The organism is Chitinophaga qingshengii, from assembly GCF_014529935.1.
GTDB classification, from domain to species: domain Bacteria; phylum Bacteroidota; class Bacteroidia; order Chitinophagales; family Chitinophagaceae; genus Chitinophaga; species Chitinophaga qingshengii.
In genome coordinates this window covers 302140-315757 of record NZ_JACVFC010000005.1, presented here as the reverse complement: position 1 = coordinate 315757, position 13618 = coordinate 302140, and the positions used below count along the sequence as shown (strand labels likewise).

Sequence of the window (13618 nt, the reverse complement as noted above, 5' to 3'; positions counted from 1 at the left end):
TGTATTAAAATTTGCCGGCCAGCAACATCAGTATGTGCGCTGCTGTCCAGCTGAAGTTTTCCGCATTCAGGCCTTTGCCGGTATGCGGGTGATAGTTTTCATGCAACGGCTGGTCATCTTTCATACCTGCTGCATGTTGCCATAATTTGTTGACCAGCGTCTTCGCCGCCTGTTGTTGTTTGTAAAGTTGCAGCCCCTTTACGCCGAAATAAAACTGGTCTATCCATACCGGTCCGCGCCAGTATCCCCGTTGCGGATCAAATGCTTTTTCGCTGGCATCCAGTACGGGCAAGGGTACTAAAGTATTAAAAACAGTGGTATCCAGCATGTATTGCGTCATTTTTTTTATGCGGGATGCCGGGGCAATGCCCGCCCAGAGCGCCACCCAGGCTTCGGGACCTTTCACGCGGATCAGTTCTCCGTTGAGATGTCGATCATAATAGTAGCCGCTGGCACTGTCATAAAAAGCAGTATTGATCAGCTGATTCAGGGCAGTGCCCTGCTGACGCCAGGCAGCTGCAGCCGCAGGGTTCCCCAACACGGACGCCATTTGCGCGAGTATTGTTTTTTCTTTAGACAGGTATACGTTGAGGTCTACCGATTCCTGATCGAGCGACCAGGCGCCCGGAGCGTTTTGTAACATCTTCGCTTTATCGAAACGAACGGCATTGTCCATACCGCTCTCCCAGGCTGCCGCGATGCGGGTACCGTCGGTGGAACCAAATTCACAGAGACCGTTGCGGTCATGATCCCTTTCGGCGTACCACCAGGCATGATAACGTTCCAGCGCCGGATACATTTTGCGCAGGAAGGCCGTGTCATGGGTGGCGGCGAACACTTCCCATACCGCCCAGGCAGCCAGTGGCGGCTTGGTATCACGGAAATTATTTTCCGTACTATCGGCATAAATACAATCAGGCACCATACCGGAGGTTGTCTGGTAGTCAAACATGGTGAGGATGTTTTGTTCTGCCAGTTCAGGTGCGAAGTAAGCCAGTCCGACTGCCTGTTTCCAGCTATCCCATGACCAGATGCCATAGAAGCCCTGGTAAGAAGCGGAAGGAAATACCCCATCGTGTAATATATGTCCTGAAGCGCTGCGCCAGTTGGTCAACAGGGTGATCATACTTTTTACCGCCAACCGGCTACGGAAGCGGTCCTTTTCAGAAAAAGGCATATGACTGAATAAGCGCTTCAGGTAAGCATTCCAGCGTTGTTCGTTTTGCTGCAGTTCATTCACAAATACAGGCTTGGATGCGGCAGCTATGTTTCCTTCCGGCCAGAAACCCTGTGTTTGCAAGTCCTCCACCTCAGCGCCTGCCGGCAGGGAGATATGTCGCTCCGCCGTATATCCGTCTGCGGTAGTTCGGATATCCCAGGGGCCCTCCGACCACCAGCGAAGACCGAAAACATGCCGGGTGCCAGCGATGGCGATACGCAGCGCATCGCCGTCTTTAACATATTGCGCCCGTTTCAGCAAAGTATTGCCCTGCCATTGCAAACGCAGCTGCAAGGGCTGGCGACCGGTATTGCGCACCATCGTTTGGATAGTCGCTTCGCGGTTACTGGTAAAAATCAGCTGCATGCTCACTTTCACCGGGCCGGCCTGGTATCCCAGCTGCAACAGGCCGGGATAATAATGTGTGACAGCCGTGTCCTGCTGCAGGGGGAGTTCTTTTCCATCGGCATACAGGTGTAGCTGCGCGATGCCTTTAGACAACCACTCCCCTTTCATGTCCATCAGCAGCGGACCGGTAAAACCGGTTCCCGTAGCATGGGCCGGTAATGCATAGGCATGCCAGGCGCCGTTATCCGAGAAAAAAGAAGCAGCAATACGATTGGTGTCTTTCACCGTATAGTGAATGTCCAATACATCCGCGAAGTGGTTCCGTTGTGCCCTGGCAGCCTGTTGCGTTAACAACAGGGCCAGTATCCATTTGATTTTATTCATATCTCTCTTTCGCCTTTTCCGTTGGTATGTCTGCAGCTTGCAGTGGTCTTAAGGTAAACTGGTACTGATAGGGTTTGTATATCAGGGTGTAGGGCGCATGTGGTTTGGCTCCCCAGCTGTTATCGCCACCGAGACCAGCCTGCTGGTAGTCGATATTCCACCAGATCAGCGGGTCGTTGTTCATGGAGCCGCCGTGTATGTTATGGGTACGGTTGAAGTTGAGCCGGTTCATATCAAAATGCAGTACGCCCATATTCAGCAGGGAGTCGGTGCGGGCCATCCAGCCGTTGCCGGTGGCGGAACGTAGCGCCATCCAGTGTATATCGGAGCGGTAGCCGCTTTCCTGGGCACGGGGATAAGGATGGAACAGTGAGTCGGCGGGCAGCGTGTATACGTCTACGTCAGCAGCGTATTTACGGTCCTGGTAGTTATCGAAAGGACCGCGGCCCAGCCAGGTCACCCTATCCAGCTTGGGATTCAGGACCATGCGCATGCCCATACGGGGCAGTTCAGGCAGCACGGTGTCTCCGGGTTGGAAGTTCACGTTTACCTTAATATCCCCATTGGCAAAAATGGTATAGTCTATATCGTAAGTGGCAGCTACCAGCGGTAAGGCGTGTTTGGCATGTATTTGTACCTGCTGCTGGTTCTGCCGGGTGATGGATGCCGATAACAACCGGGTACTGTCGCCCGCATGTTGCCATACAGCGCAGCGCACCTGTTGACTGTTTCCAATGTCGTTATCCGTAGCAGCGCGCCAGAAGCTGGGTTTCAGCGCCTGTTGCATATAGGCAGCGCCGTTAGTAGAGAATTGCTCCAGCCAGCCGCCTTTAATGGTAGCGGTAAATGCCGGGTTGCCGACTTCCCAGCCACCATCAACTTGTTTTACCTGTAGTGACTGTCCTCTCGCCGCCTGTGTTTTCGCAGGTGTATACCAGGGCAATTCAAACTGGTCGGTAGCCAGGGTGTGGCCCGCTGGCAGCAACCCATCGGCGTTCTTTAACGCCGCTTTCAGGTGCAGGTAATAATGCACGCCCGGTTGAGGCGTTATAACCGGCAGGCCTATACGCAGGGTATCCTGTTGATGAGGAGGTAGCAACCGGTGTGGCAAATCAGCCGAAGCGATCGTTTTTCCATCTCCCTTTAATTCCCAGGTAAGATGGATATTTTCCAGCTGGTTAAAATCATAACGATTGATGATCCGTATCAAATCGGCAGATAAACCGATGGTAGCAAATTGTACGGGTTGGTATACCTTCTTCACTTCAAAAGCCTGTGGATGCGGCGTGCGGTCGGCGGCCAGCATACCGTCTGCGCAGAAACTGGTGTCGCTGGTAGCGCCTACCGTGCCCATATCGGCGCCATAAGCCCAGATAGGTCTTCCCAGGGAATCATGTTGCAGGAAAGTCTGGTCAGAAAAGTCCCAGATGAAACCGCCCTGCAGCTGATCATATTTATTGATCAGGTCCCAGTCGTCGCGCAGGTTACCGCCGCTGTTCCCCATCATATGCGCGTACTCGCACTGGATCAGGGGCCGATCGCGGTATTCCTTCACGTATTCCTGCATCCAGGCCACGGATTTGTACATCGGTGCTACGATGTCTGTCCAGGGGGTGTTACGGGCGGGTTCATATTGTACCGGCCGGGTGTTGTCCCGTTGTTTGGTCCACTTGTAGGTATAGATAAAATTGTCGCCGAATTCACTTTCATTACCCAGCGACCAGGTGATGATGCTGCAATGGTTTTTGTCGCGCTCCACCATGCGGCGGGTACGGTCCAGGTAGGCCGCCTGCCATTCCGGTTTATCGGAAAGGGTTTTCAGCGGGTGCATGCTCATACCATCGCATTCGATGTTGGCCTCATCCACTACATAGAGACCGTACTGATCACAGAGTGCATACCACTCTTCCCGGTTGGGATAGTGGCTGGCCCGTACTGCATTGATGTTGTACTGCTTCATGGCGAAGATGTCTTTCAGCATTCCTTCGCGGTTCACCACCTTAGCGGTGTGCATGTCATGTTCGTGCCGGTTCACCCCTTTAATGGTGACAGGTTTACCATTTACCATTAACAGTCCCTGTCTGATCTCCACTGTACGGAAGCCAATCGCCTGGGTAAAGCTTTCCACCGGGCGGCCCTGTTTATCTTCCAGTGTAATCACCAGTTGATATAATTGCGGGTTTTCCGCATTCCATGATTTAACGACTGGAAGAACCTGTTGCAGGCGCAGCAGGCTATCACGGCCAACCGGCAGTACTGTTGAGAACAAGGAGGCGCCCTTGTCCTGCAACGTTACACGGATACGTTTATCCTTGTCCGTTGCAGCCGGTGTTTTGTTAAGTGCCAGGTCCAGCTGAAAGAGACCATCTTTATAGTTATTGACCAGCTGCGGTTTAACGAAATAATCGTATATGCATAAAGGTGCGCGGGCTACCAGGTATACGCTGCGTTCAATGCCGCTGAGTTTCCACATATCCTGCCCTTCGAGGTAGGAACCATCGCTGAAGCGGAATACCTGTAATGCTACGGCGTTGTTGCCTGGCCGTACCAGCGCGGTGATATCAAATTCCGCCGGTGTTTTACTGTCTTTGCTGAAGCCGGCATATTTACCATTCACCCACACATAAACAAAAGCGTTGGCAGCACCGATGTGCAGCCAGGTTTGTTTGCCTTTCCAGGTAGCGGGCAGCTGGAAGTTGCGGCGGTAGGAACCGACAGGGTTCTCTTCCTTCGGCACAAATGGCGGATTTGGTGTGAAGGGGTATTCCACATCTGTAAAAATATAAGGGGCATAACCTTCCGTTTGCCAGTTGGCCGGCACGCGGATCGTTTTCCAATTCGTTACATCATAAGCGGGTTGTTCAAAGCCCTGCGGGCGGGCGGAGGGATTAGCCGCGAGGTGGAACTTCCAGGTACCATCCAGCGACAGGGTAAAGGGAGAACTGTCTCCCTTCAATGCGGAAGCCGCATCCGGGAAGGGAATAAAGTGAGCATGCGGGAATAAGGTATGTTCCGAAGGTTTCTGAGGGTTTTCCCAATCGTTGGACTGGGCCAGCAGCGTAGCTGGTAAGCACAGTAAGGCGAGTAATACTTTTTTCATCATGGCACCGTGGTATAAAAACCACCGGCGGCTGCGAAGCCGCCAGTGGGGTTATTTAACCGTTATGTATCTAAAATTATTAATGGGCTAATGGGTTGTTCAGCACTTCTTTCAGAGGCAGCGGATAATAACCTTTATCGGCTGTCACCGTCCTTCCGGCTTCCTTCATCTTTTCCGTGAGCATACCCCAGCGACGAAGATCGTAGAAACGGCTACCTTCCAGGGTGAATTCCATCACGCGTTCATGCACCAGCTGTTTAAACACATCGGTTGTATTAGTCAGGTTCAACGGCGGCATAGCAGCGCGGGCACGCACATCGTTGATCTGCTCCATAGCCAGCTCCGGTGCTCCCAGCGCGTTCTGTGCTTCGGCGTACAGCAGCTTCACATCTGCGTAGCGGATAATAGGAACATTGATAGCGTTGGGACCTCCCAGTTTGTCGATATCGTTGGGTATCCACTTCCGGAAAGCGATGGTATTATTTTCGAATACCTGGTCATACTTATAACCATACACGCGCGGCGTCGCAGCGTCGTTGAAGTAGGCATCATTGAAGAATAAGGTGTTGTACACACGATGATCGTACAAGCCGTCTGTAGCCACTTTCCCTTCTTTTGTCATTTCTGTCAGTAGTCTTTCAGACCCATATATTTCACCATAACCACCCAGTTCAGAAGCAGCCATCCAGTCGCTGAGATAGGATTTGTAATAGGCTCCGTTTGACTCATCCATGGTTTGTTGCAGTTCAAATACTGATTCAGTAGTATTGGAACTTGTACCGTTGAACAGGGAGAGATAGTTCGTTACCAGGCTGTATTGTTTAGAGTCGATCACTTTTTTCAACCAGGTAGCCGCTTCCGTGATATAGGCGTTAGCGTTGGCTTTTTCCTCTCCGGCGCGGTAAATCAGCGCCTTGCCGAGGTAAGCCTGCGCAGCTCCTTTTGTAGCGCGCCCCAGCTCTGTAGCGGGTCTATCGCTACGCAGCGGCAGATCCGGCTCCGCTGCTTTCAGGTCGGAGAGAATCATGTTCCACACCTCGGAACGTGTAGAAGGTGCTTTCGGCAGCTCTGCTTCACTAGTGGGCACTTTATCCCAAATAATCACCTGTTGGAAGTTGGTGATCACCTTAAAATAGTAATATGCACGGAGGAAGTGGGCCTCCGCCAGGATCATCTTTTTGCTGGCATCATCAATCTGTTTGTCAGTCATCTTACCTACATTTTCCAACACCTGGTTGGTGAAGTTGATACCTCTGTAGTTATCTCTCCACAGCAGATCGATCGCATAGTTACCGGAGTTATAACTGAAGTTATAGATCTCCATCCACCAGCTGTAATTGTAGGCATCCGCCCCAGGGTCTACATAATCTTCCCGATAGAAATCGCGGCAGGAACGGGCCTCCACGAAGTTATCCCAACCGGAGAAGCTCTCAATCCTGGAGTAGGCAGCAGCCAGCCCTGTGAGTGCGCGATCGCGGGAAGTCCAGAAGTTATCCGATGTGAGCAGGTCAGGCGAAGTCTGTTCCAGCAACTCTTTTTTACAACCGGTATTAAATACCATGGCTGCGGATAATAAGGATATATATAACAAAGATTTTTTCATAACCATTTTTTTAGAATTCCAGCTGTGCCCCAGCCATCAATACTTTGTTTTGCGGATACATCAGGCGGTCCAGGCCACCGTTGAGGATATCTGAGCGACCAATTTCGGGATCAGGTCCGGAGTATTTGGTGAAAGTGAGTATGTTCTGTGCACTTACGTACAGGCGTAACCGTGTAACTTTTACCTGTTGCAGCAGCTGTGGAGAGAAAGCATAACCCAGTGTTATATTTTTCAGGCGCAGGTAACTGCCACTTTCCAGGAAGCGGGTAGATTCCCGGTTGTTGTTGTTAGGATCACCTAATACAGCACGAGGCACATCGGTATTGGTATTTTGCGGTGTCCAGGCGTTGAGTGTGCTTACGTCGAAGTTACGACCAGCATCCATACCCTGCAATTCGTATTTGTTACCGTTGTAGATTTTATTACCAGCAACGCCTTGCCAGAACAGCTGGAGGTCGAATCCTTTCCAGGCAGCCGTCATGTTCAGTCCAAATTCTACTTTGGGGAAAGCACTTCCTTTGTAGGTTTTATCCGCATCGTCAATGACGCCGTCGCCATTGGTATCTTTAAAACGCATATCACCAGCTTTGGCATCGGGTTGTAACAGTTCTCCTTTACCATTTTTATGGGCAGCTACTTCCGCGTCAGACTGGAAGATACCGTCCGCTTCATAGAGGAAGAAAGCGCCTACCTCCCGTCCGACCTGGGTAGTATTGGGAACGGGGCCGGTGCCATATTTCAGACCCGTGCCGTAGATTTTTTGGTTGTCATTGGCCAGTGCCAGCACCGTATTTTTCACCTGACTAACGGTACCGGTCACACTGTAATTCCAGTCTCCTTTTTTATCCGCCCAGGTCATTTCCAGTTCCCATCCACGGTTATTAAAGCGGCCTACGTTCAGAATAGGGTTATTCAACCCTGTACCTGGCGCCAGCTCTCTTCTCATCAATACATCGGTGGTCAGGTTGTTAAAGTAGTTGAAAGCACCGGTTAATTTATTTAAAACAGCGAAGTCAAAGCCAACGTTACGGCTGGTACTGGTTTCCCAACGCAGGTCCTTATTTTTTAGTTCCCAGGCAGCACCGCCAGGCCATGCAGTAGCACCTGATCCCTGTACATAACCACCACCCCATACGTTATTGATCAGAATCAGTTGCTGGTGGGAATATGCCGTCAGTACATCTTCATTACCCAATTGACCATAGCTGGCGCGCAATTTCAACATATTGAGCCAGGTGAACTTTTGCATAAATGGCTCGCTCTGAATATTCCATCCCACAGATGCAGATGGGAAATTACCATAGCGGCGGTTTACGCCGAATTTGGAAGACCCGTCCCGACGAATAGCCAGTTGCAGCAGGTATTTACCGTCGTATGCGTAGTTAATACGGCCCAGCCAGGAATGGCGATTTGTTTGCCAGCGGGTACCCGAAGCACTGTAAGTACCGCCTTTGGCGCCGTCCATCGTATTAAATGCAGGGTCCAGAAAACCGCCCGGTACGATACTGGAAGAGAGCTGACCATCTTTTACCGCATACACCGTGGTTTTACCATCAGCAATGGTCGTTACACCGTTGGAGGTATTTTCCATTGCAGTATAGCCACCCAACAGATTCAGGCTGTGTTTACCGAAAGACCGGTCGTAGTATAACAGGTGTTCCATCAGGCGTTGCCGTTGGTTGCTACGGCCGTCCTGCAGCTGTGCAAAAGGAATCAGCGGATCATTGGCACTGGCACGGTATGGCGGATGGAAAGCATAGTTAAAGTAATTGCTGTTGGCCAGGCTCAGATTGCTGGTGAACTTCATGCCTCTCAGCAATTCGAGCGTCAGGCGCGCGTTACCATTAAAATACTGTGTCTTATAGTTGTTATCGTTGTAGAAGTTCACCCCTACTGCGTTTTCAAATTTCGGCAGCTGGTTGATCTGCATCGCATAACCATATTTTTCCTTATCGTCGTATACGGGTAACAGTGGTGACTGGAAGTAAGCATCTTTCACACTGTAAGGCGCGTCACGACGTTCTGTTTCCGCATATACCAGGTTGGCTTCCACCGTGAGGCGACCTTTTCTGTATTCGTTGCGGGAGCGGACTGATTTCTTTTTAAAATTAGTTCCGAGCAAGGTGCCTTTTTCATTGGTAATATTACCGCTGAGGCCATAGGTAAAGAACTCGCTACCGCCGGTGAGGTTAAGGCTATAATTTTCGCTATTACCCTGACGTAATATTTCATCCTGCCAGTTGGTATTGGCGGTGACACCACTTTTCAGGTATGCTGGTCTTTTAGTACTGGCGGGAGCCGCATCATACATCGCTGTATGTACTTTCAGGTAACCATCCGCATCCAACAGGTGTTGTTTACCGGTAGGATTAACTACGCTGTACCAGGTATTGAACTCAATTTTTGGTGCGCCTTTTTTACCTTTTTTTGTGGTAATCAGGATCACACCATTAGCAGCCACGGAACCGTAGATAGAAGCAGCAGCGCCGTCTTTCAGTACTTCTATAGAAGCAATATCGTTGTTGTTGAGATAATAGGGGTCTGCCGGGCTGCCGTCAACGATAAACAGTGGCTGGTGTGAGCCATAGGTGCTGATACCGCGCAGGCGGATATCTGCCATAGCACCGGGAGCACCGCCGGCATTGGTAACGGTAAGACCGGCCACTTTACCCTGCAGGGCATTCACCGGATTGTTGCTGGCCACATTGGCAATCTCATTACCTTTCACGGAAGTGATAGCACTGCTCACATTTCTTTTACTTTGGGTACCATAGCCCACTACCACCACCTGGTCCAGTACTTTGGTAGAAGCAGCAAGGGTAACAGCCAGCGGTCCATTACCGTTGACAGTTACCTCTTGTGTTTCGTAGCCAATGAAAGATACTTCCAGTACCGCACCTGGTGGCAGGTCGGTGAACCGAAAGCTGCCTTTTACATCGGTGAGCATACCACGGGAAGTACCTTTTACCCGTACGCTTACGCCGGGGAGGGTTTCACCATTGGCAGCCTTTACAATGCCTTCCACTACTTTTTCCTGTGCCGGCAGCGCGGTTACCAGGGAAGTAGCCGGTGCTGCTTTCACCAGGATGATGTCTTCTGTCATCCTGAATTGCAGCGACGTTACATGGCTGATTTCCTGGAGTAAACCTTCTACTGTCCTTTCTTTTTTATCGATGGTTACAGGTTTCAATTTTTCCAGATCATCAAGATTATACGAAAATTTCAGACGGGTATTTTTTTCGAGATACTGTATTACATTCAGCACTTTCGTTTGTCTGAAACCCACGTCAATCTTGTCTTTCAGTCCTTCTGCTATTTGTGCCCAACTTAGCAAAAGGGATGATAGGAGCATGGCACAGCATGCCCTAAGAAGGGATGTCTTCTTCATAACGCATTTTGGTTGTTTAAATGTACCTGTGTGGACTATTTACTGATTGGTTGCACCCATAAAGTGTCGTTTTTTGTCACGGATTCCAGTCCATTGACAAAACAAACTGCTGCCAGCACTTCATGGAGCGATTTGTTGTTGAATACGCCGTTAAAGCGGATAGGTTTATTTTTTCTTGTAATTACTTTGACATTCACACCATACCAGTAGGTTAAAGTGGCCGCGATCTCATCGGGTGAAGCGTTGTGGAAAACGAGGCGACCGCTGCGCCAGGCATTTTCCCTTTCTTCGTCAAATTTGTTTTTCACGAAGCGGGCATGCGCTTTACCGGTGATGAGCTGTTCGCCCGGTTGCAATTCTGCTACCGCTGTCTCCTGCGCTACCCGTACCCTTCCTTCTACCAGTGTTACGGCAGCCTGTTTATCGTAATAATAAGCCCGTAGTTTAAAGGCCGTTCCCAGCGCCTGTACTTGCAGGTTACCGCTGCTCACCACAAAGGGTTTATTATCTGCTTTGGCCACTTCAAAGAGCGCCTCCCCTTCCAATACCAGGTTACGTTTCTGCTGGTTGTAGCTGGCGGGGACTTTCAGTGTACTGTGTGCATTCAGGATCACCAGGCTACCATCTGCCAGCATCACCTGCCGGCGCAGGCTGTCCCCCGCTTTAAACAAGGTATAGGATTCCGTTGCCACTGCCGGCGCTGCCGGCTGGCGGGCTGTGAACCACCAGGTGGCTGCTGCCAACGGCAATAAAGCAGCCGCGGCAATGCGCACAATTTTTCTCCAGGAGAACTTTTTCACCGGCGTATCCGCCACTGAAATAGCCGCTTTCAGTTTACCGAATTCGGCTTCCTTTTCTTCCGGTGTAATCCTCAATCCCAAGCGGAATAACCATTCCCGGGCTTTGATTGCTTCTTCCTGTTTATGCGGGTATCGCTCCAGCCAGTCTTCCCAAAACTGCACATCCGCATCGTTACTACGCAGACAGTAACGCACGAAAGAATCGTTCAAAATAAAATCTTCAGCCTTATACTGCTGTAAGTCCATACCAGGCATTTAACTATAAAGAGGGAGCTGCCTTTGGTTTTTTACCAAAGATTTCAGAAATTAATTTTCTAAATCGATCAAAAGCAGTAGCAGTGCGATAAAGGAGGCATCGGTATAAACTTCCCGGATGCGTACGAGGGCATTGTGGATGGTATTATAAATAGTGCGGGGGGTAGCCGCAGTCTTGATAGCGATTTCTTCTATGCTCAGGTCTTCGTAAAAACGCATCCTGATGAATTCTTTCTGACGGGTGGTCAGCAATTCCAACATTTTTTCCAGCTTTTCCTTCACCAGGCTATCCGTTTCCTGGCGGATCAGCATCGTTTCATACGGTTGTTCTTCCGGTTCGGGAAACAGCTGATTGTCAGCCAGTACAGTTCCTTTCTGGCTTTTGGTGAGCAGCTTGTACAGCTTTCTTTTAAAGGAGATAAATAAATATGCCTGGATACTTTCAGGCATGCCGAGCTGATGGCGCTTGCGCCAGATATCCACGAAAATATCGTTGATGGCTTCTTTTACCATACCTTTGTCCAATACTACAGAGATACCATAATGGTAAAAATTGTCGTAGAGGTCATGGTAAATTTTGTACAGTCCCTGTTCATTGTCCTGCTGCATTTCGTACCAGAAGCCGGCATATTCCTTTTCTCCGTACCTGCCTGCGCCGGATTCGGTTGAGCGTTGAGCGTTGAGCATACAGCTGAGCATTTTGGTTGGTCCGGGCGGAACAAATGTTATTCTGAAAATATCTGGCCGCCAAATTAAGGGATTAGCATGAAACAACCTTCTCTTTTCTTAACATTTGTTGACCGGTTGTTAGCCGAAACCGCTCCCATCATTCTTATTTTTAATTTCGTTATTTTTATCCGACACGGTTTTTGTTTATGATCAAATGTACTTATGTTGAAAGCACCCATTATTTTTAGCATCTCCGCATCCCTGCTGTGGCAGGGGGTTCAGGCGCAGGATTCGTCCGCCATAAAGGCCATCAATGCCACCAGCTTCGCCAAACATATACAGGTATTAGCATCCGACGCTTTTGAAGGACGCAAACCATTCACGCGCGGGGAAGACAGTACCATACAATATCTGGCTGCCCAGTTTAAGGCACTGGGACTGAAACCCGGCAACGGCAACAGCTATTTCCAGGAAGTGCCGATGGTATCCATCGGCTCCAAACCCGCCGGTAACCTGGTTATCAAAGGGGCTCAGGGCGAGGTGTCCTTACAATACCTCGATGATTATGTAGCTGCCACCCGCCGTGTACAGGAGCAGGTCAGTATTCACAACTCCGAACTGGTATTTGCCGGTTATGGTATCGTGGCGCCGGAATACGGGCATAATGATTATGCCGGTCTGGATGTAAAAGGTAAAACGGTGATCGTGATGATCAATGATCCGGGCTTTGCCGACAATAAGCTGTTTAAAGGCCGTACTATGACCTACTATGGCCGGTGGACCTATAAATTCGAGGAAGCCTCCCGCCAGGGAGCTACCGGGGTCATTATTATTCACGAAACAGCCGCCGCCAGCTATCCCTGGAAGGTGGTACGCAGTGGATGGTCCAATTCCAAGCTGCACCTGCAAACAGCTGATAACAATATGTCCAGGACCGCACTGGAAGGCTGGATCACCCGGGAGGCCGCCGGAAAAATCTTCCAGCTGGCAGGTATTTCCCCGGATATCATGGAAAAGGCCAAACAAAAGGACTTTAAACCGGTAGATCTTCATCTGCAAACATCCCTGGTTATCAACAATACCATCAAAAAATCTACTTCCCATAACGTAATGGCCACTCTCCCCGGCGCTAAAAGACCCGATGAATGTGTGGTATTCTCCGCGCACTGGGACCATTTCGGTATCGGTGAGCCGGTGAAGGGCGATTCCATTTACAACGGCGCCGTAGACAATGCCACCGGTACTGCCGGTCTGCTGGAACTGGCGACCGCCTTTACAAAGCTGAAACAAAAACCCGCGCGTTCCGTGCTGTTCCTGTCTGTTACCGGAGAAGAACAAGGGCTGCTGGGCTCCGAGTACTACGCGGCACACCCGGTATTTGCGCCCGCCAAAACGGTGGCCGACATCAACCTGGATGTACTCAATAGTTTTGGCCGGACAAAAGACATTACCGTTATCGGTATGGGACAATCGGAACTGGACGAATATGCCCGCCGCGCGGCGGCTAAACAAGGCCGTATTACCGTGCCGGAAGCAAATCCTGAAGGCGGCTGGTTTTTTCGCTCCGATCACTTTAACTTTGCTAAAAAGGGTGTCCCCGGTTTATACCTGGGCCCAGGCAACGATATAATTGGCAAAGCTCCCGGCTCCGGCAAAGAACAAACAGCAACGTATAACCGTTTGCGTTACCACTCCCCTGCTGACGAGTTTAACCCTGATACCTGGGTAATGGACGGCATGGTAGAAGATGTACGCCTCATGTTCGACGTTGGTTATACCCTCAGCAACGAAAGCACCTTCCCGCAATGGAAACAAGGCTCGGAGTTTAAGGCGTACCGAAAATAAATCTGGC

The 13618-nt window shown here is 50.3% G+C and carries 7 protein-coding genes; 1 reads left to right on the top strand and 6 read right to left on the bottom strand.

Going from position 1 to position 13618, the window contains the following annotated elements; all coding sequences use genetic code 11:
* Positions 1-4: 4 nt before the first annotated feature.
* The 6 genes from ICL07_RS28310 to ICL07_RS28285 all read right to left on the bottom strand — a co-directional run bounded on the left by ICL07_RS28310 (position 5) and on the right by ICL07_RS28285 (position 11784).
* A complete protein-coding gene (locus tag ICL07_RS28310; RefSeq protein WP_188091431.1) occupies positions 5-1951 on the bottom strand; it encodes an MGH1-like glycoside hydrolase domain-containing protein in 1947 nt (648 codons plus the stop codon).
* Positions 1944-5054, bottom strand: a complete 3111-nt coding sequence (locus ICL07_RS28305) for a glycoside hydrolase family 2 TIM barrel-domain containing protein (protein ID WP_188091430.1) — start codon at positions 5052-5054, stop codon at positions 1944-1946. Before ICL07_RS28305 ends, ICL07_RS28310 begins: the two co-directional genes overlap by 8 nt.
* Before the next feature lie 76 nt (positions 5055-5130).
* A complete protein-coding gene (locus ICL07_RS28300; protein ID WP_188091429.1) occupies positions 5131-6654 on the bottom strand; it encodes a RagB/SusD family nutrient uptake outer membrane protein in 1524 nt (507 codons plus the stop codon).
* Positions 6655-6664: 10 nt separating this feature from the next.
* Entirely contained in the window at positions 6665-10042 is a 3378-nt protein-coding gene (locus ICL07_RS28295) for a SusC/RagA family TonB-linked outer membrane protein (protein WP_188091428.1), read from the bottom strand.
* Between the two features lie 35 nt (positions 10043-10077).
* A complete protein-coding gene (locus ICL07_RS28290; RefSeq protein WP_188091427.1) occupies positions 10078-11088 on the bottom strand; it encodes a FecR family protein in 1011 nt (336 codons plus the stop codon).
* A 60-nt stretch (positions 11089-11148) separates the two neighbouring features.
* On the bottom strand, positions 11149-11784 hold the full coding sequence (locus tag ICL07_RS28285; protein ID WP_188091426.1) for an RNA polymerase sigma factor: 636 nt from the start codon (positions 11782-11784) through the stop codon (positions 11149-11151).
* A 204-nt stretch (positions 11785-11988) separates the two neighbouring features.
* On the opposite strand from ICL07_RS28285, the gene ICL07_RS28280 reads away from it, so the two are divergent.
* On the top strand, positions 11989-13611 hold the full coding sequence (locus tag ICL07_RS28280; protein ID WP_188091425.1) for a M28 family metallopeptidase: 1623 nt from the start codon (positions 11989-11991) through the stop codon (positions 13609-13611).
* Positions 13612-13618: the final 7 nt, after the last annotated feature.